Source organism: Streptomyces sp. NPDC096311 (assembly GCF_044763085.1).
GTDB lineage: Bacteria > Actinomycetota > Actinomycetes > Streptomycetales > Streptomycetaceae > Streptomyces.
The window spans coordinates 152,469-172,539 of sequence record NZ_JBIWFN010000024.1 but is presented as its reverse complement, the minus strand read 5'-3'; the positions used below and the strand labels follow the sequence as shown (position 1 = coordinate 172,539).

The 20,071-nt window shown below is 69.8% G+C and carries 8 protein-coding genes and 1 pseudogene; 6 read left to right on the top strand and 3 right to left on the bottom strand.

What is annotated here, in order from left to right:
• The first annotated feature begins 52 nt into the window (after nucleotides 1–52).
• Nucleotides 53–2,767, top strand: a complete 2,715-nt coding sequence (gene acnA / locus ACIRA5_RS43805) for an aconitate hydratase AcnA (protein WP_403701235.1) — start codon at nucleotides 53–55, stop codon at nucleotides 2,765–2,767.
• 131 nt (nucleotides 2,768–2,898) lie between these two features.
• On the opposite strand, the gene ACIRA5_RS43800 is transcribed toward acnA, so the two are convergent.
• The gene (locus ACIRA5_RS43800) at nucleotides 2,899–3,900 is read right to left on the bottom strand and encodes a helix-turn-helix domain-containing protein (RefSeq protein WP_403701231.1); all 1,002 of its coding nucleotides are present in this window, start codon (nucleotides 3,898–3,900) and stop codon (nucleotides 2,899–2,901) included.
• Nucleotides 3,901–3,987: 87 nt separating this feature from the next.
• Nucleotides 3,988–7,647: a S8 family serine peptidase gene (locus tag ACIRA5_RS43795; RefSeq protein ID WP_403701227.1), complete on the bottom strand. Its 3,660-nt coding sequence runs from the start codon at nucleotides 7,645–7,647 to the stop codon at nucleotides 3,988–3,990.
• A 250-nt stretch (nucleotides 7,648–7,897) separates the two neighbouring features.
• Here ACIRA5_RS43795 and ACIRA5_RS43790 point away from each other — a divergent pair, with 250 nt between their 5' ends.
• The 5 genes and pseudogenes from ACIRA5_RS43790 (at nucleotide 7,898) to ACIRA5_RS43770 (ending at nucleotide 16,058) form a co-directional block, all read left to right on the top strand.
• Complete coding sequence (locus ACIRA5_RS43790) at nucleotides 7,898–8,614, top strand: response regulator transcription factor (protein ID WP_403701224.1); 717 nt, start codon at nucleotides 7,898–7,900, stop codon at nucleotides 8,612–8,614.
• On the top strand, nucleotides 8,611–10,161 hold the full coding sequence (locus ACIRA5_RS43785) for a sensor histidine kinase (RefSeq protein ID WP_403701221.1): 1,551 nt from the start codon (nucleotides 8,611–8,613) through the stop codon (nucleotides 10,159–10,161). Before ACIRA5_RS43790 ends, ACIRA5_RS43785 begins: the two co-directional genes overlap by 4 nt.
• 336 nt (nucleotides 10,162–10,497) lie before the next feature.
• Nucleotides 10,498–11,856 carry a DUF3500 domain-containing protein gene (locus tag ACIRA5_RS43780; RefSeq protein WP_403701218.1) on the top strand — a complete coding sequence of 453 codons (1,359 nt, stop codon included), beginning with the start codon at nucleotides 10,498–10,500 and terminating at the stop codon, nucleotides 11,854–11,856.
• A 320-nt stretch (nucleotides 11,857–12,176) separates the two neighbouring features.
• Nucleotides 12,177–12,398 (top strand): annotated as a pseudogene (locus ACIRA5_RS43775) (cellulose binding domain-containing protein); the annotation flags it as partial.
• Nucleotides 12,399–12,773: 375 nt separating this feature from the next.
• Nucleotides 12,774–16,058, top strand: coding sequence for a GH92 family glycosyl hydrolase (locus tag ACIRA5_RS43770; protein WP_403701215.1), 3,285 nt, complete (start codon nucleotides 12,774–12,776; stop codon nucleotides 16,056–16,058).
• 69 nt (nucleotides 16,059–16,127) lie between these two features.
• Here the strand turns inward: ACIRA5_RS43770 and ACIRA5_RS43765 are convergent, their stop codons facing one another.
• Nucleotides 16,128–19,889: a GH92 family glycosyl hydrolase gene (locus tag ACIRA5_RS43765; protein WP_403701212.1), complete on the bottom strand. Its 3,762-nt coding sequence runs from the start codon at nucleotides 19,887–19,889 to the stop codon at nucleotides 16,128–16,130.
• Nucleotides 19,890–20,071 lie beyond the last annotated feature (182 nt).

Genomic DNA, 20,071 nt, shown 5'->3' with positions numbered 1-20,071 from the left:
GTAGTGGCGGCAGGATGCGGTGGGAACGCGCACATCAATGAAGGAGACTGTCGTGTCGGCGAACAGCTTCGACGCCCGCAGCACGCTGCAGGTGGGCGACGAGTCGTACGAGATCTTCCGGCTGGACAAGGTGGAAGGCTCGGCTCGCCTTCCGTACAGCCTGAAGGTGCTGCTGGAGAACCTGCTCCGCACCGAGGACGGCGCGAACATCACCGCCGACCACATCCGCTCCATCGGCAACTGGGACTCCCAGGCGCAGCCCAGCCAGGAGATCCAGTTCACGCCCGCCCGCGTGATCATGCAGGACTTCACCGGCGTGCCCTGTGTCGTCGACCTCGCCACCATGCGTGAGGCCGTCAAGGAGCTCGGCGGCGACCCGGCGAAGATCAACCCGCTGGCCCCGGCCGAGCTGGTCATCGACCACTCCGTCATCGCCGACAAGTTCGGCACGAACGACGCGTTCGCGCAGAACGTCGAGCTGGAGTACGGCCGCAACAAGGAGCGCTACCAGTTCCTGCGCTGGGGCCAGACCGCCTTCGACGAGTTCAAGGTCGTCCCGCCGGGCACCGGCATCGTCCACCAGGTGAACATCGAGCACCTGGCGCGTACGGTCATGGTCCGTAACGGCCAGGCGTACCCCGACACCCTCGTCGGCACCGACTCGCACACCACCATGGTCAACGGCCTCGGTGTGCTCGGCTGGGGCGTAGGCGGCATCGAGGCCGAGGCCGCGATGCTCGGCCAGCCGGTCTCCATGCTCATCCCGCGCGTCGTCGGCTTCAAGCTGACCGGTGAGCTCACCCCGGGCACCACCGCCACCGACCTCGTGCTCACGATCACCGAGATGCTGCGCAAGCACGGCGTCGTCGGCAAGTTCGTCGAGTTCTACGGTGAGGGCGTCGCCGCCACCTCGCTGGCCAACCGCGCCACCATCGGCAACATGTCGCCGGAGTTCGGCTCGACCGCCGCGATCTTCCCGATCGACGCAGAAACGATCAAGTACCTCAAGCTCACCGGCCGCAGCGAGCAGCAGCTCGCGCTCGTCGAGGCGTACGCCAAGGAGCAGGGCCTCTGGCTCGACCCGGCCGCCGAGCCCGACTTCTCCGAGAAGCTGGAACTGGACCTCTCGACGGTCGTCCCGTCGATCGCCGGCCCGAAGCGCCCGCAGGACCGGATCATCCTGGCAGGCGCCGCGCAGCAGTTCGCGCAGGACGTGCGCAACTACGTCGACGAGGACGACGAGGCGGGCAAGGAGTCCTTCCCGGCCTCCGACTCCCCGGCCGCCACCAACGGCGTACCGACCCGTCCGACCACGGTCACCGCCCCCGACGGCTCGACCTACGAGATCGACCACGGCGCGGTGACGGTCGCGGCCATCACCTCCTGCACCAACACCTCGAACCCGTACGTCATGGTCGCCGCCGCGCTCGTCGCGAAGAAGGCCGTGGAGAAGGGCCTGACCCGCAAGCCGTGGGTCAAGACCACCCTCGCCCCCGGCTCCAAGGTCGTCACCGACTACTTCGACAAGGCGGGGCTCACCCCCTACCTCGACAAGGTCGGCTTCAACCTCGTCGGCTACGGCTGCACCACCTGCATCGGCAACTCCGGCCCGCTGCCGGAGGAGGTCTCCAAGGCCGTCAACGACCACGACCTCGCCGTCACCTCGGTCCTCTCCGGCAACCGGAACTTCGAGGGCCGCATCAACCCCGACGTCAAGATGAACTACCTGGCCTCCCCGCCGCTGGTCGTCGCGTACGCGCTCGCGGGCTCCATGAAGGTGGACATCACCAAGGACGCGCTGGGCATCGACCAGGACGGCAAGCCGGTCTACCTGGCCGACATCTGGCCCTCCGAGGCCGAGGTCAACGACGTCGTGGCGAACGCCATCGGCGAGGACATGTTCAACAAGTCCTACCAGGACGTCTTCGCGGGCGACGCCCAGTGGCAGGCGCTGCCGATCCCGACCGGCAACACCTTCGAGTGGGACCCGCAGTCCACCTACGTCCGCAAGCCCCCGTACTTCGAGGGCATGGCGCACGAGCCGTCCCCGGTCACCGACATCGCCGGTGCCCGTGTGCTCGCCAAGCTGGGCGACTCGGTCACCACCGACCACATCTCCCCGGCCGGCGCCATCAAGGCCGACACCCCGGCCGGCAAGTACCTCACCGAGCACGGTGTGGAGCGTCGTGACTTCAACTCCTACGGCTCGCGCCGAGGCAACCACGAGGTCATGATCCGCGGCACGTTCGCCAACATCCGCCTGCGCAACCAGATCGCGCCGGGCACGGAGGGCGGCTACACCCGCGACTTCACCGTCGAGGGCGCGCCCGTCGCGTTCATCTACGACGCCTCGCGCAACTACATCGAGCAGGGCACCCCGCTGGTCATCCTGGCCGGCAAGGAGTACGGCTCCGGCTCGTCCCGCGACTGGGCCGCCAAGGGCACCGCGCTCCTCGGCGTCAAGGCCGTCATCGCCGAGTCGTACGAGCGCATCCACCGCTCGAACCTCATCGGCATGGGCGTCCTGCCGCTCCAGTTCCCGGAGGGCGCCACCGCCGAGACCCTCGGCCTCACCGGCGAGGAGACCTTCTCCTTCACCGGCGTCGAGGAGCTCAACAACGGCACCACCCCGCGCACGGTGAAGGTCACCACCGACACCGGCGTCGAGTTCGACGCGGTCGTCCGCATCGACACCCCCGGCGAGGCGGACTACTACCGCAACGGCGGCATCATGCAGTACGTGCTGCGCAACCTGATCGCCAAGTAAAGCGCCGGGGCGGAGCGCCGAGCGAAGCTTCCAGCAAAGCGCCGAGCAAGCGGTCCGGTACCGCGGTCGGGCCGCACCCCTCCTCGCGAGGGGTGCGGCCCTTCGCCTTTCCGCTCGCCTTTCCGCGCGGGTCACACCCAGTCGCGCCGCGCCGCCCGCACCCCCAGTTGGAAACGGCTCGCCGCCCCCAGCCGCTCCTGCAGTTCGCTCACCCGCCGCCGCAGCGTCCGCAGGCTCACGCCCAGGTGCCGGGCCACCGCCTCGTCCTTCATCCCGGCCGCCAGCAGCCGGATCAACGCCTGCTCGCCCTCGGAGAGTTCACCGTCGCCGACCGGCCGGCCGAGCGGGGTCGCCTGCTGCCAGGCCAGGTCGAAGAGCTTCTGCAGGGCCTCGGTCACCGCCGAGTTCCGTACGACGACCGCGCAGTAACCGCCCGCGGTGGACGCGGTCAGTGGGAGCATCGCCCGGCCCCCGTCGACCAGCAACAACTTGACCGGCACCGACGGCAACACCCTTGCCTGCTCGCCGAGTTCGACCATCTTCCAGGCCTGGAGCAGGACCTTCGGGTCCTCCAGGGCGGTCGCCGCGTAGACCGCGCGGTAGGCGATCCCGCGGCTGAGCAGCTCGGCCTGGAGGTCCAGTTGCGGGGTGAGCGGGGCCAGATACGGGGGCGTGTCGAAGACGCACACCTCGCGTTCGGCGTGTGCGTAGAGTTCCTCCAGACGGGCCGCGGTGGCGCCCTCTCCGGAGACGACGTCCACCAGCCGCGACGGGTCCTCGCGCAGGAGTCCCGCGTCGTAGGCCGTCGCCATGTCCTGGGCCGTAGCGGCCAGTAGCTCGGACTCCGTCTCCCGCCGCCGGATCAGCGCGCGGACCGCCACCCGTGGGTCGACCGCCCGTAACCCGCCCATGGAGTCGGGGGGTTGAAGCAGTCCGAGGTGGAGCAGCCGGTGACAGGACTCGCGCACCTGGGACGGGGACGTGCGGGTCAGCAGCGCCCAGCCGGCCGCGCCGGCGTCGGGCTGATGGAGGATCGTCCGGTACACCAACTCGTCCATGGGGGAGACCCCCACCGCGGCCCAGGGGCTCGCGGCAGGGGTCTGTCCTGCCGTGTCGTACGCCGTGTTCGCCATGGCTCGGCACGTTAGAGGATCTTTGTTAAGGCCGGAGCCCCGCTGCGGACGAGTGTCCCCCTACCGGCCATGGGCCCAGCCGTTGGGCTACTTCAGGCCATAGGCCCTCAGCACGGTCTGGTCGATCTGGTTGCCGTCACTGTCGGCGGCCTGCACCCGCAGCGAGACGAACTCGGCGCCCCTGGGGTGCTTGATCTCCGCCTTGCCCTTCTTGACCCTCACTTCCTTCCAGGAGGCGCCGTCGTCGAACGAGGCCCAGGCCTTCAGGCTGCTCACCTCGACACCCCCTTCCTGGTTCCGGACGGCGAGCCCGAGCTTCATCTTCCGGTCGGACTCGGCCCGGTCGAGGAGGTCGATCTTGTTCAGGGCGTAGTCGACGGAGAGGATCGGCAGATTCGTCCGCGCGTCGGTGTGCCCCGAGGCGAAGGTCCACTCGGTGTGGGTGTTCGTGGAGTACTTCGCCCAGTCGGCCCTGCGCGCCACGTCCACCACGAAGCGGTACGAGGCCTGGTCCGCCGGGACGTTGAAGACGCCGTAGCCGCCGAGCGTCGCCTCGCCGAGCAACGTGCCCGCCGCGTCGTACAGCTTGCCCTTGCCGGTGTCTTCGGTGCCGTCGATGCGTCCGTAGTGGCCGGGTGTGGAGTCGCTCACCTCCGCGATCTGCAGGGTGATCTTGTCGCCGGTGCGCTGCGAGGGGCCGTACCGGGCGTTCGTCGCGGGACGCACCACCTGGCCCAGCCAGTCCTCGGCGGGCAGGGTGCCCGCCTTGTCGTAGATCCGCTCAGTGCCCGACTCGCTGCTGTAGGCGCTCCAGCCGACCGAGTGGTTGACGCGGGTGTCGGGGCTGACGTTGAAGTACTCGGTGCGCTGCTTGCCCAGGGGCACGTTCTTGCCGGTCTCTACCGCGGCCACGGACCAGGGGCGGAAGGCGAAGATGAAGTCCTTGCCGATCTGGCCCTCCTCGGAGGCGTGGTAACGGGCCGTCGCCTTCACCAGGTCGGAGCTGCCCAGACGGTAGGTCTGGTTCGCCGAGATGCTGCCGGGCTGCGGGAGCAGCAGGTTGTACACGTACGGGCTGTCCGCCGTGCCGCCCAGCTTCAGTTTGACCTTCTTGCCGGTCTTCAGGAGCGCGGTGAGCTTCGCGCCCTCCTCGCCGGAGGCGATCATGATCGGGATGGTCGTGCCCTCCACGGAGGTGGGCCAGGCGCCGGGCGTCCTGCGATAGGCGATCACATAACCCGCTCCCGCCGCGGTGGCGTTGACCAGCGCGTCGTCCGCCCACTCCGTGGGGCCGAGCCCGACCACCGCGACCTTGCCCTTGACGTCCAGGCCTTCGAAGTCGGCCGCGGTGCCACCGCCCGCGTCCACCGCCTGGACCGTTCGGTCACCGGTGAACTTCACCGGGAGACCGTTGTAGTAGTTGGGGTACTCGAGCGGCAGCGCGTACCTCTCCGGGCTGCTGACGCTCGCCGTCAGGTCCTTGGCGTACATACGGAACTTGGAGTAGAACTCGAAGTTCCCCTGGGTGACCTGCTTGGTCGGCGCCACATAGACGTGGTCGGTCCAGAAGCCCTGGCTGTAGCTCAGGGTCCAGTTGCTGGCGGGACCGTCCCGGTGCCAGGTGGTGTTGAAGCCCTGGAACTCGGCGTCGTCCTTCACGACCGGCTTGATCTCGTTCGCCGTGCGGGCGTCGAACGTGATCTCGGTGTCCTTTGCGGCCTTGATCTCCGGATCGCCGACCACCGAGGTGCCGACCGTCGTGCCGCCCGCGTCGCGGTCGGCTATCCACGTGCCCATCGCGTACGTACCGGCCGGAACCTCCAGGGTCGAGCCGTCGGTCACATAGCCGTACCCGCTGGTGATCGCGCCGTTCAGCTCCGTGAGCGTGTAGAGCGCCGAGGGCGCCGCCTTGCCGTCACGGCCGACGAGGTTCACCTTCAGACTGACCGTCCCCGGCGACTTCTCGTAACCGACACCGGTCGTGACGGTGACGCCGCCGGCGGTCGCGATGATGTGGCCCGCGTACCGGCCCCGGGTCTCCTTCGCGGGGTCGACCGTGACCGGAACGGTCGCGGTGCCCTTCGCCGGGACGGTCACGGTGTCCGCGCCGAGGGTCACCTCGGCGAGCGTCGAGGAGACCTTCAACTCCACCGGCTCGTCGGTGGAGTTGGTGTAGGTGATGTCCTTGCTGTCGACCTCGGTGTCGTCGTCCGCGTACGTGCCGAAGCTCAGCGTCGGCGTCGCGAAGACGCCCTGCAGAGCCGCCCGTACGGCGTCGACCCGGCCGTCGCCCTGCTCGAAGACACTGTTGTCCGGCATGGTCTTCGCGGTGCTCGCCAGATCCTCCTTGATCTGGGCGCCGGTCCAGTCCGGATGCGCCTGTGCGACCAGCGCCGCGGCGCCCGCGACATGCGGGGTCGCCATCGACGTACCGCTCGCCGTGGTGTAGTTGTCGTCGACCGGGGTGCCCATGGCGGTGCCCGCGGCCCGCGCGGCCGTGATGCTCACGCCCGGTGCGGTGATCTCCGGCTTGACCGCGTAGTCGCCGTAGCGCGGGCCGCGGCTGGAGAACGAGGCCAGCTTGTCCGACTTGTCGACGGCGCCGACCGTCAGCGCGGAGTCGGCGGTCCCCGGGGTGCCGATCGACTTGGCGGTCGGCCCCGCGTTGCCCGCAGCGATCACGAAGAGGGCGCCCGTGGACCTGGACAGCTCGTCGACGCTCTCGGTGAGCGGGTCGGAGGGGCCCGCTGCCTTACCGCTGATCGATATGGAGACGATCTTCGCGCCGGCGTGGGTCGCCCACTCCATGCCCGCGATCATCCACGACGTCTGTGCGCCACCGGTGTTGTCGGCCACCTTGCCGACCAGCAGCTCGGCGCCCGGTGCCACCCCCTTGTACCGGCCGCCCGAGGCCGCGCCCGAGCCGACGATCGTGGACGCCACGTGGGTGCCGTGGCCGTGCCCGTCCTGCACCGTCTCGTCCGGCACGAAGCTCTTCGAATCCGCGATCTTGCCGGCGAGATCCGGGTGACCCGCGTCCACGCCCGTGTCCAGGACGGCGATCTTGACGCCCTTGCCGTCGTAACCCGCCTTCCACACGTCGGGGGCGCCGATCTGCGGAACGCTGACGTCGAGTGAGACCGACAACTTGGCGTCCAGCCACAGCTTGTCGAGACCGTCGCCGAGCTGCCGGGCGGCCTTGGAGGTGGGTTCGGTACCGGGGGCCGGGGCGATGTCCGCCCAGAAGGCGGTCGCCGCGGTCGACTTCCTCGCGCTGAGCGCGGCGCCGTCGATACCGGGCAGCGCCAGCGTCCGGCGTGTGCCCTCGGGAGTCTCGGCGCCCTTGCGGTAGGTGGCGATCAGCGGGATGACGCCGGTTCTCTCGTCCGCGTATCCCTGCTTCACGAGTTGGCTGATGTTGAACAGGGCCGGATCCAGGCGGCCGGCCTGGACGAGCGGGATCGCGTCATCGGGTACGACGCTGACCTCGCCGTTCTGTTCGGTGGTGACGAAATCGACGGCTTCCCGGCCCCGGCCGCGCTCGACGTCGACGGCCTGTTTCCCGTCCTGGCCTTCGGTGATCGAGACCGTGTCCCCGGTGATGAGAGTGACGGTCCGGGTGCTGCCCTGCGCCGGGCCCGGTGGGGCGACCGCCGAAGGGATCGGGGCCGCTGCCGAGGGCGCGACCGCACCCGCGAGCAGAGCGGCGGCGCCTGCCATGGCCCAGAGGGCGTGGAGTCTTCGCATCTGTGGACTTCCTCCCCTTGAGAGACCTGGTGAGGTCCCGGACCAGCGTGCGGGCCGGGGGCGAAGGGGCTCAAGGGATTCCCGTGGCCGGGCCGTGCCAATGCCCCCTTCGGCCAAGGGAGTTGGGTCCAACTCGGACCCTTCGCGGGGGGCGGCGACGAGGGCGCGATCCGGTCAGGTGGCACGTTCGCACGGCTGTCGCTCAGGCGGAGCACAGGGTTCTCCCAGCGGACCGGGACAGGATCGGTACATGTCCGGCCCTCGAAGCGACCAAGTCCGTGTGCTGATCGTCGATGACGAGCCGGCGCTCACCGAGCTGCTCTCCGCGGCCGTCACCGAGGCGGGCTGGCGGCCCTACCCGGTCGCCGACGGGCACAGCGCCCTGCGCGCGGCCCGCGGCTGCGCCCCGCACGCGGTCGTGCTCGACGGGATGCTGCCCGACCTCGACGGAATCCAGGTACTGCGCAGGCTGCGGTACGAGAATCCAAGACTGCCCGTCCTCATGCTGACCGCGCGCGACGCGCTGGAACACCGCATCGACGGACTGTCCTCGGGCGCCGATGACTACGTGACCAAGCCCTTCTCCCTGGAGGAAGTCGTCCTGCGGCTGCGCGGACTGCTGCGCAGGGCCGGCGCCGAACCGCTCCGGGCCGACGACTCCGTCCTGGTGCTCGGTGATCTCGTCCTGAGCGAGGAGACCCGCGAAGTGCGCCGCGACGGTACACCGATCCAGCTCACCGCCAAGGAGTTCGACCTGCTCGGCCTGCTGCTCGGCCACCCGCGGCAGGTGCTGAGCAAGGCCCAGATCCTCGACCACGTGTGGAGCAGCTCCTTCGACGGCGGCGGCAACCTCGTCGAGGTCTACATCTCCAGCCTGCGCCGGAAGATCGACAAGGGGCGGGCGCCGATGATCCACACCCTACGCGGGGTGGGGTACGCGATCCGCCCGGTGGAGGACGGGAGATGAACCTCCGACAGACCCGGCTCCCCGGACGCTCCCGGCCCACGGCGCGGTCGGGACGTTCGCTGCGCACGCGGCTGCTGCTCTTCATCAGCGCCACCCTCGTCGCCGTCTGCGCCGCGATGGCCCTCACCACCGTCTTCGCCCAACGCTCCTATCTGCTCGGCAACCTGGACCAGCGCGTCACCGACGCCGCCGAGCGCAGCCAGGGCGGCCTCCAGCGCCGCAGCGGCGACGACACGGACCTGGGGTTCCTCAGCGAACGGGGACAGGCCGTCGGCACGCTCGCCGCCCGGTTCGACGAGGACGGGGACATCCTCGCCGCCGAGGTCGTCACCCACGACGGCGGCCAGCAGACCCTCACCGCCGTCCAGCGCGCCGCCCTCGACGGCATCACCACCGACGGCTCCCTGCACACCCGGACCGTCCCTGGCCTCGGCAGCTACCGTGTGACCGCCCTCGGCGGCGACGGCGTCCCCGTCCTCACCGGGCTCCCCATGGGCGACGTACAGGACATGATCGGCCGGCTGGTCGCGGTCGAGGGCGTGGTGGCCGCAGTCGGCCTCACCGCCGCGGGCTGCGTCTGCGCGGTCGTCATACGGCGCCAACTGCGCCCCCTCGGGCGGGTCGCCGCCACCGCCGTCGAGGTCTCCCGCTCCCCGCTGGGCCACGGCGAGGTCACCGCCCTGACCCGCGTCCCCGAACGCGACACCGACCCCGGCAGCGAGGCCGGCCAGGTCGGTGCCGCCCTCAACCGCATGATCGACCACGTGGAGTCCTCGCTCGCCGAACGCCAGCGCGGCGAGGAGGAGATGCGCCGCAGCGAGGAACGCATGCGCCGCTTCCTCGCCGACGCCAGCCATGAACTCCGTACACCTCTCGCCTCCATCGCCGGATACGCGGAACTGATGAACCGCGGCACCGAGCGGATCGAACCGACCCTGGCCTGGCGCCGGGTCTCCGCCGAGTCGGCCCGGATGACCGGCCTCGTAGAGGACCTGCTGCTGCTCGCCCGGCTGGACGAGGGCCGGCCGCTGCACGCGGCCGAGGTGGACCTCGCGGCACTGGTCGCCGAGGCGGTGTGGGACGCGCGGGCCGCCGGGGACACCCACAACTGGCAGCTGGCGCTGCTGCTGGACGCCCCGGCCCTGGTCGTCGGCGACGAGGCACGGCTGCACCAGGTGGTGGCCAACCTGCTGGCCAACGCCCGTGTGCACACACCCGTCGGCACGACCGTGATCGCCTCGGTGGAGGCCACGGAAGCGGCCTGCGTGATCCGTGTCCGCGACGACGGTCCCGGCATCCCGCAGCACCTGCTCCCGTCGGTCTTCGAACGCTTCACACGCGGCGACGTCTCGCGCGCCCGCGGCGGCCCCACGGAGGGCGGCTCCGGCCTCGGACTCGCCATCGTCGAGGCGGTCACCGTCGCCCATGGCGGTCGCATCCGCGTGGAGAGCGCCCCGGGCCGTACGGAGTTCACGCTCGAACTGTCCCCGGCCGAAGGCGCCAGGACCCCTGACCCGGCATCCGCTCCGGCACCCGCGTCGGCCTGATCCCCAGCACCTTCGTCCCCGCCCCTGTGCACCCACCATGAAGGTCAACGAAATTGTTGACACTTTCTTCGGTGGCGACATACGTTCGTAGGCGTCAGACCGAGGTGCGCGCCATGCGCGGGTGACGCGACAGCGGCCCGCCCCGGCGCCCGGAAGGGAGCGGTTCGTTGTCCTCGCGCCGGCCTTTTCCCCGCCGCACCTGCCGGCCCCTTCTCCGCCCCACGTGCCGGACCTCTTCCTGGCCGCACTTCAGGTTCGCCTCAGGTTGCTCCCCCAGAGTCGTGGGCGCCCGGCCGTCCGCCACGGACGTGCCCACGACGAAGGGATCCAGCGACGATGACCGAGCTCGACACCGGAGAGCATGCGGCGCAGTCCGGGACGCCTCCGCAGTCCGGGACGGACTCCCGCGCCCACGCGGACCGGCGCAACTTCATGCGGAGGGTCTTCTTCGCGAGCGGCGCCGCGGCCGTCGCCACGATGGGCGGCGCCGGAGCCTGGACCGCGCTCGCCGACGACACCGCCACCCCCACCGCCGACGCCTCCGCCACACCGAGCGGCGCGCCCAGCGGCGGCCCCAGCGGTGGTCCCGGTGGCGGCGCGGGCGGCCCCGGCAACCAGACCATCACGGAGGACTTCTTCGGCCTCACGACCGACGGCAAGCGGATCGACGACCTGTACGCGATCCACTCCACGGGAGTCGCCACCGCTCCCGTGATCGCCGCCGCGAACGCCTTCCTCGCCGGGCTCACCGACACCCAGAAGACGGCGACGCAGTTCACGGTCCACTCCACCGAGTGGCGCCTGTGGAGCAACATCGACTCGTACGCACGTCAGGGCGTCACCCTCGCCGACATGACGGATGCTCAGAAGGCGCTGGGCACGGCTCTGCTGAAGTCGGCGCTCAGCGCGGACGGCCTGGAGACCACCGAGAAGATCCGCAGGATCAACCAGGCGGCCGGCGAGGCGATCGGCAACACCGCCTCCTTCAACGAGGACGCGTACTACTGGACCCTGATGGGCACCCCGTCGGCCACTGAGCCCTGGGGCTTCCAGTTCGACGGCCACCACCTGGTCATCAACTACTTCGTGCTCGGCGACCAGGTCGTCATGAGCCCCTGCTTCTGGGGCTCCGAGCCGACCTCGATGGAGATCGACGGCGAGACCGTGACGGTCTGCCACGAGGAGGTCGTGGCGAGCCTCGCCTTCGTCAACTCCCTCACGCAGGCGCAGCAGGCGGTCGCCATCGAGTCCGCGACCAAGTCGAACGAGTCGATGAAGGCGGGCGCCTTCTCCGACAACGCCGTGCAGACGTACACCGGCCTGCGCGCCGACGTCCTGAACGGGGCGCAGAAGAAGAAGCTTCTCGGCATCGTCGAGGCCTTCGTCGGCCGCGGGAAGGCCGATGTCGCGAAGGTGCGGATGGCCGAGGTCCGTAAGTACCTCGACCAGACCCATGTGACCTGGGCGGGCGGCACGGCCGACGACTCCGCCTTCTACGTCCGGGTGCACAGCCCGGTCGTCTGGGTCGAGGTCGACTGCCAGGCCCCGGGCCCGCTCGCGGGCGCCTACGGGGCCACGCAGGGCAGCGGCGCGACCCAGAAGCACGTCCACTCCATCATCCGCACGCCCAACGGCAACGACTACGGGAGGGAGCTTCTTCGACAGCACTATCTGACGTCACCCCACCATCGGTGACGTGACCGACTCAGGTGGTTTCTCAGTCATAGGAAAATCGGTACCTGAGTGGTTTCTCCGTCATGGCGAGGGCCGCACCCGATGTCAGGGGGTGCGGCCCTCGTGCGTGAAGCGTTTACAGAGGTGGTTGTGCGCGCTAACGTCCGCATGAGGTGGGAGCGCTCCCATGCGGCGGACCGGAACCCGCCGGGAGTTGCTCCCGCCTCACCTCACCCTCCCCGCGCTATTGAGCGAAGGGTCTGTTCGCCAGGTCTGCATCCGTCATGAACGTGACAAGATCGCGATGATCGCGGCCGTCCCGCCACCGCTCCCTCCTCCTCGACGTGCCGATGCTCGGCTGGATGGCCGACTGGACCCTGCCGGGCGGGCAGTCGGTCGTCAGCCTCTGGAACGGCAACGCGACCTGCGGCGGCCAGGACGTGAGGGTGCACAACGCCGACTGGAACGGTGCACTGGATCCCGGGAAGGGCGCGGCCTTCGGGTACGTCGTCTCGGGCTCCGGCGGTGATCCCGCGACCGGGCTTTCCTGTCGGGTCGGTTGACCGGCTCTGGGCGGACCGGGTGGGTGGTGTGGAACTCACCCGGTCCGCGAGCCCGGGCGGGCGAGGGGGGTGCTGCCCGGGGTGGAGGTCCCCCTGCTCGAGCGAAGTCGAGAGCTTGGGGGAGCGTGGCTTGTGACGACCGAGGCGTGCGACAACGTTGTCTGATGGTCTGTACATGACTCTACCGCCTCAACCGACAACGATGTCAAGCGAGTTGAGGGACCACTGAGGGGCGCGTTGCGCCATAGGGGTGTGCGCCGAGCGTGCCTGAGGGGTCGCACGCGGTCTTCCGTGGTACGCGTGGCGCACGTTACTGTTCCTGCGGCTTGTGCGACCTGTGGTGCGCGACCCGTCCGAAGGAGGAGGGGCCGCGTCATGCGTTTCCGTCCGTCATCCGTCCTGCTCGCCGCCGCTTTGGCGGCCGCCGGGATCACCCCCGCCGTCACCCCCGCGGCGGCTGCCACCGCCGCGCCCCCCGACCTCGTCCGGGACCCCACCACCTACGTCGACCCGCTCATCGGCACCAAGAACGGCGGCAACGTCTTCCCCGGCGCCGTCGTCCCCTTCGGCATGCTCTCCTGGAGCCCCGAGAACACCCGCGGCGACGCCACCCGTACGGCCGCGCCCGGTGGTTACCAGTACGACGCCACCCGTATCAGGGGCTTCAGCCTCACCCACATGTCCGGCACGGGCTGCGCGGGCGGCAGTGGCGACATCCCCTTCTTCCCGTACGCCGGTGAGGTCACGTCCTCCCCGGCGAGCGACACCAAGGACGCGGTGTACGCGGCCGACTTCGCGCACACCGACGAGACCGCCGAGCCCGGCCACTACAAGGTCGGCCTCGCCTCAGGCGTCACCGCCGACCTCACCGCGACGGCGCGCACCGGCTCGGGCCGCTTCACCTTCCCCGCAGACAAGCCCGCCTCGCTGCTCGTGCGCAGCGCCAACTCCGAGGTGGGCTCGACCGATTCGACCCTGAAGATCGACCCGGCGACCCGCACGGTCTCCGGGTCCGTCACCTCCGGGAACTTCTGCGGCTACCTCGACCCCGAAGGCCAACGCGCCTACTACACGCTCTACTTCACCGCCCGCTTCGACCGTGACTTCAAGTCGACCGGCACCTGGCAGGACGACAGGCTGAGCCCGGGGTCCACGGAGGCGAGCGGCGGCACCGGCGGCTTCGCGAGCGGCGGCCGTCCCGTCGCGGGCAAGGGCGCGGGCGGCTATGTGGAGTTCGAGCCCGGCGCCGACCCCGTGAACGTCAAGGTCGGCATCTCCTATGTCAGCCAGGCGGGCGCCGCCGCCAACCTCGCGGCCGAGAACCCGCCGTCCCGTTCCTTCGCCTCGGTCCAGGACGCCGCCCACCGGGCCTGGCGCGACCGGCTCGGCGCGATCAGGGTCGGCGGCGGCAGCGACAGCGACCGCACCACCTTCTACACCGCGCTCTACCACGCCCTTCTGCACCCGAACGTCATCAGTGACGCCGACCGCAGATACCGGGGCCCCGACGACAAGGTCCATGTCGTCGGCCGCGGCCACCGGGCCCAGTACGGCACCTTCTCCGGCTGGGACGTCTACCGCTCCCAGGTCCAGCTGCTGACCCTGCTCAGCCCGGACACCGGCTCCGACATCGCGCAGTCCCTGCTCGAACTCGCCCGGCAGAACGGCGGCGTCTGGGACCGCTGGCTGCACGGCGCGAGCGGCACCCACGTCATGAACGGCGACCCGTCCCCGACCGCGCTGGCCGGCATCCGGGCCTTCGGCGGTACCGACTTCGACCTGCGCGGCGCGCTGGACTCGCTGGTCAAGGCGGCGACGTTGCCGACCGAGGGCGACCTCTCCTCCTCGGGCAAGCCGGTCCTGTCCGTCGGGCAGCGGCCGTCGCTCGACAAGTACCTCAAGCAGCACTACATGCCCTCCGTGTCCAACGCCTGGGGCGGCGCCGCCGAGACCCTCGAGATGTCCGGCGCCGACTTCGCGCTCTCCCAACTCGCCACGGCGGCAGGGAAGAAGCGGACGGCCGCCGACTTCGCCCAGCGCTCCCAGTGGTGGCAGAACAACTTCAACATCGCGGCCGACCCGAGTGGTGGCTACATCGCGAACCGCAAGGCGGACGGTAGCTGGGTCACCGGCTTCACCCCGGCGACCGGCAACGGATTCGTGGAGGGTACGGCCGCCCAGTACACCTGGATGGTGCAGCACAACCCGGCCGGGCTCTTCGCCGCGATGGGCGGCCGGGGCAAGGCACTCGACCGCCTCGACACCTTCTTCCACAACGCCGACGGCAGCTGGGCCTTCACGGGCAACGGCGGCGACAAGTCGGAGCTGGACAACGAGCCCTCGATCAACGTGCCCTACCTGTACGCCTACGCGGGCGCGCCCTACAAGACGCAGGAGACCGTCCGCGCCGCGATGACGGGGTTGTGGTCGACCCAGCCCGGCGGCATCCCCGGGAACGACGACCTGGGGGAGATGTCGTCCTGGTACGTCTTCTCCGCGCTCGGCATGTATTCGCAGGTCCCCTCCCGCGGCGAACTCGTCCTCGCCTCACCGCTGTTCACACGGGTGGAGATCAACCGGCCCGGTGGCAACGACATCGAGATCCGCGCGAACGGCGCCGCCGACGACGCCCCGTACGTGCGGTCGCTGAAGGTCGACGGCCGTACCAGCGACCGTCCTTGGCTCCCCGCCTCCTTCGTCCGCGACGGCGGCACGCTCGACTACACGCTCTCCGGTACCCCGAACCGCACCTGGGGCAGTGACCCGGCGGCCGCCCCGCCGTCCTTCCGCGAGGGCGAGCAGCCGTACCAGATCGGTGTCGGCCCGACCACGGCGACGCTCGCACCCGGCGGCAGCACGAAGCTCGACATCCGCGCCCTCGCGCTGAGCGGCGGCACCGGCCCCGAAGTCCGCTTCAAGGTGGACACCCCGGCCGGCGTGACCGCGACCCCCGCCGAGGGCACCGTGACCGACGGCTCCCAGGAGATCACCCTGTCCGCCGGTGACACCGCCCAGCAGGGCTTCTACGACGTCAAGGTCACCGTGACGTCGGCCGCGACCTCCTACGCGCAGCCGGTGGCCCTGACCGTCGCGGCGCCCGGCTCCCTCCTGGCCGCCTACAACAACACCGGTGTCTCCGACGACACCGGCGACCACGACGAGGCCGACTACGACGGCGGCGGCTGGAGCTACTCCCGTCAGGCCCTCGCCGCCGCCGGCCTGACCCCCGGCGCCCAGGGCACCGTGGACGGCCTCACCTACACCTGGCCCGACTCGCCCACCGGCCGTCCCGACAACGCCTCGGCGACCGCCCAGACCATCGAACTCGTCCGCCCGGCCGACCGGTTGTCCTTCCTCGGCAGTGCGGTCAACGGCAACCAGCAGACCCACGCGGCCGTCACCTACACCGACGGCAGCACGGACTTGGTCGACCTCTCCTTCACCGACTGGACCGTCGGCGGCGGAGGCGGCACCGTCCAGTACGGCAACGAGACCGTCGCCAGGACCGCGTACCGCAACGTCGCGGGCGCCGACAAGGACCCGGTGGCCACGTACATCTTCGCCACCAAGCCCTTCCAGGCCCCGCCCGGCAAGACCGTCAAGAGTGTGAAACTCCCGGACAACGCCGACCTGCACGTGTTCACCCTCGCCGTGGGCTGAGGCCGCGGCCGTACAGCGGGGCGGGCGCGGAGAACGATCTCCGCGCCCGCCCCGTCCCCGTGAGGGGTGTCAGCCCAGCAGTTCCACCTCCGCGAGTGTCGCCTCGCTGTCGAGGACCAGGCGGTAGTGCGCGTACGCGCCCGGATGCGCGACCGAGAACACCCGGGTCTGCTTGTCCCAGGTGAAGGACTCGCCGGAGCGCTTGTCGAGGTCGGCCCACGTGGTGCCGTCGGAGGAGCCCTGCAGGACCCAGCCCCCCGGGGCCTTGGTGCGGTCCGCGGACGAGGTCAGGGTGTACTGAACTCCCGTGGCCGCGGCGGACGTCGGCAGGTCGACCGAGGTGACCGTGGCGTCCGTCGCCGAGGTGTTGTCGAAGAGCGCGCCGTCACCCTTGAGGACGTCCGCGCGGGGCGCGGGCACCTTGTCGTCCTGGGTGATCGACACGGGCGCCGCGTCCTTGCCCGTGCCCCACGACGACGGCTTGGAGCCCATGTCGAACTCCAGGACGCCACCACGGGAGATGAGCGAGTGGGGGAGTGAAGTCGACGTCCAGCGCTTGCCGTTGAACTTCACGCCCTGCACGTACACGTTCTTCGCGCTGTTCTTCGGCGCCTTGACGACCAGGTCCTTGCCGTTCTCCAGGTGCACGGTCGCCTTGGTGAACAGCGGGGAGCCGATGGCGTATTCGCCGCTGCCCATCACCAGCGGGTAGAAGCCGAGCGAGGAGAAGAGGTACCAGGCGGACTGCTCGCCGTTGTCCTCGTCGCCGTGGTAGCCCTGCCCGATCTCGCTGCCGGTGTAGAGGCGGGAGAGGACCTCGCGGACGTTCTTCTGCGTCTTCCAGGGCTGACCCGCCGCGTCGTACATGTAGTTCACGTGGTGGGCCACCTGGTTGGAGTGCCCGTACATGCCCATCCGTACGTCACGGGCCTCGGTCATCTCATGGATGACCCCGCCGTAGGAGCCCACGAAGTCCGGCGAGGCCGTCTCGGGGGTCGCGAAGTACGCGTCGAGCTTCTGGGCCAGCCCGCTCCGGCCGCCGTACAGGTTGGCGAGGCCCCGTGAGTCCTGGGGCGCGGTGAAGGCGTACCCCCAGCCGTTCGTCTCGGTGTAGTCGTAGCCCCACACACGCGGGTCGTACTTCGAGGAGTCGAGGCGCCAGTTGCCCTGCGCGTCGCGGCCCTGGAAGAACCCGGCCTTCGAGTCGAAGAGGTTCACATAGTCCTGGGCCCGGTTGAGGAAGTACGCGGACTCCTCCTTGTAGCGCTTCTTGCCGGTCTTCTTGTAGAGGGCCTGGCCCATCTCGGCGATGCCGTAGTCGTTGACGTATCCCTCCATCGCCCACGAGAGGCCCTCGCCGGTGGCGGTGCTGGTGTAGCCGAGGAAGGGGGACGTCGACATGCCCTTGCGGCCCACGCCGGAGGCCGGCGGGACGACGGTCGCGTTCTTCAGGGCGGCGTCGTAGGCCGCCTCCGCGTCGAAGTCCACGCCCTTGACGTACGCGTCCGCGAACGCCACGTCCGAGGAGGTGCCGGTCATCAGGTCCGCGTACCCGGGGGAGGACCAGCGCGAGGTCCAGCCGCCGTCCTTGTACTGCTGCACGAACCCGTCGACCATCTCACCCGCCTGAGAGGGCGTCAGGAAGGAGTACGCCGGCCAGGTCGTCCGATACGTGTCCCAGAAGCCGTTGTTGACGTACACCTTGCCGTCGACGATCTTCGCACCGGTGTGGGTGGGGGTGTCGGGGCCGGGCATCGCGGAGAACGGCGAGGCGTACTGGTACTTCGAACCGACCTTTTCGAAGCCGGAGTTGGGGTACAGGTACAGCCGGTACATGCTGGAGTACAGCGTGGTCAGCTGGTCAGGCGTCGCGCCCTCGACCTCGACCTTGCCGAACAGCTTGTCCCACGTCTTGCGCGCCCGCTCCTTGACGGTCCCGAACGAGGTGCCGTCGGGGATCTCCTGGCGCAGGTTGTCCTTGGCCTGGTCGATGCTGATGAGGGAGGTCGCCAGGCGCAGGGTGACCGTGTGGTCGGCGCCGGGCTTGAACTTCAGGTACCCCTTGACGCCGGACGAGCCGCCGTCCGTGACCGGCGCGTCGAACACCCCGTAGACGAAGAGCCGGGTCGCACCCGTCGACAGCCCGGACTTCACGTCCGAGTACCCGGTGACGATCCCGTTGTCCTTGTCCAGCGTGAGGCCCGCCTGCTCGGTCACGTTGTCGAAGAGCACGCTCGCGTCCTCATCCGGATAGGTGAAGCGCAGGGCGGCGGCATGGTCGGTGGGCGCCATCTCCGCCTTGAGACCGTTCTCGAAGGTCACGCCGTAGTAGTACGGGCGCGCGGTCTCGTTCTCGTGCCGGAAGGCGAGCGCGCGGGCGGTGCGGCCGGTGTCCGGGGTGCCCGAGGCGGCCGAGGGCATCACCTGGAAGGTCTGCCGGTCACCCATCCAGGGGCTCGGCTCGTGGCTCGCGCTGAACGCCTCGATGGTCGGCAGGTTGTCCGCGTTGTTGGCGCGCGCGTAGTCGTACAGCCAGCTCAGCGAGCCCGCGTTGGTCACCGGCGTCCAGAAGTTGAAGCCGTGCGGCAGGGCCGTCGCCGGGAAGTTGTTGCCGCGCGAGAAGCCCCCGCTGGAGTTGGTGCCGCGGGTCGTCAGCGCGTAGTCGGCCAGATGCGCCTTGGGCTTCTCGGGAGCCACGGTCTTCAGCGCCACGTCGTCCAGCCAGCCGCGGAACTTCGCCGGGCCCTGGGGGGAGTCGTACGCGAGGAGTATCCGGTCGACGGTCTTCCCGGCCGCGACCGAACCGATCCGTGAGGCGACGTTGTTCCACTGGTTGACGTACAGCACCTTGGCCGCGCCCTGGCCCTGCGGCGTCAGCGCGAACCCGTGCTGGTCGACCGCGTTCAGGTCACTCAGATAGGTGCCGTCCGTGAACGCCAGGTCCACCGTCACGTTCGTGGCGTCGTAGTCCCGGTCGCCGTCCGCCATCGAGGGGAAGATCCGGTACGACAGCTCGGTGTCGCGCCCGACGCCCACGTTCACGTCGAAGACCTTGTTGTACGAGTACGCCCGGCCGTCCGCCTTGTGCGTACCGGCGTAGCGCAGGGCCCGCTTGCCCGTGAAGCCCGCGCCGGCCTTCGCGGTGGGGGAGCCGCTCGGTCCCCGGTCCACCAGCGAGAGCATGTCCTTGGGCGTCGGGTCGTCGCTCTTCCCCGTAGAGAACTGGACGTCGGCGAGCTGGAGGATGTCGCCGCCGTTGTTCTTGGTGACGTCGAGCCGGAAGTGCTGGTACTCGACGGGGCTCGCGATGTCGTACGGCTTCGTCTGGAACCGCTCGCCGAAGGACTCGCCGGAACGGGTGTCGAGGGTCTTCCAGTCCTTGCCGTCCGTGGAGCCCTGGAGGGTCCAGTCCTGGGGGTCGCGCTCGTCGTGGTCGTTGGCCGACGTCAGCGCGTACGTGACGACCTTGACCGGGGCGTCGAAGTCGAACTCCGCCCAGCCGGTGGGCTCGAAGGTCAGCCACTTGGTGCTCGACTCGTCGTCGACGAGGTTCTCCTTCACCTCGCCGCCGCCGGTGTTCTCGCCGCTCGCGCGGACGTCGGTGACGTGGTCGGTGACATTGCCGGGGATGCCGCTGCTGTAGCCGCCGTCGACACCCGACGCACGCTTTGCACCGTCTGCTCCGGTGTCCACCGTGTTGAGCCAGGTCGGTGCCGGATCGCCTGATTCGAACGAGGAGGCGAACTCGCGATCGGTGGACGCCGTTTGGGCCGGAAGGGCAATCGCGGTGCCCTGCGAGGCCACTACCAGGGAAAGCGCTACCACCCCCATTATTGTCGAAGAACCCCATCTGAGCCGAGCCGAAGAACTCCGTCTGTACCGAGCTCTGTCCTGCATGCGCGAGCACCCTCCCTGGCCTTGGACAACGTTGTCAGACTAGCTGCGCAAGGACCAGTAGGGAGTCAAGTTGTCAGTGGTGTCAAGGGTGTTGGATGTGGCGTCCGGGATGAATA

What these genes read in the sequence shown, in the direction of transcription:
- ACIRA5_RS43800 (WP_403701231.1), bottom strand. Translation starts at nt 3,900, where the DNA reads ATGGCGAACACGGCGTACGACACGGCAGGACAGACCCCTGCCGCGAGC.
- ACIRA5_RS43795 (WP_403701227.1), bottom strand. Translation starts at nt 7,647, where the DNA reads ATGCGAAGACTCCACGCCCTCTGGGCCATGGCAGGCGCCGCCGCTCTG.
- ACIRA5_RS43790 (WP_403701224.1), top strand. Translation starts at nt 7,898, where the DNA reads ATGTCCGGCCCTCGAAGCGACCAAGTCCGTGTGCTGATCGTCGATGAC.
- ACIRA5_RS43785 (WP_403701221.1), top strand. Translation starts at nt 8,611, where the DNA reads ATGAACCTCCGACAGACCCGGCTCCCCGGACGCTCCCGGCCCACGGCG.
- ACIRA5_RS43780 (WP_403701218.1), top strand. Translation starts at nt 10,498, where the DNA reads ATGACCGAGCTCGACACCGGAGAGCATGCGGCGCAGTCCGGGACGCCT.
- ACIRA5_RS43770 (WP_403701215.1), top strand. Translation starts at nt 12,774, where the DNA reads ATGCGTTTCCGTCCGTCATCCGTCCTGCTCGCCGCCGCTTTGGCGGCC.
- ACIRA5_RS43765 (WP_403701212.1), bottom strand. Translation starts at nt 19,889, where the DNA reads ATGGGGGTGGTAGCGCTTTCCCTGGTAGTGGCCTCGCAGGGCACCGCG.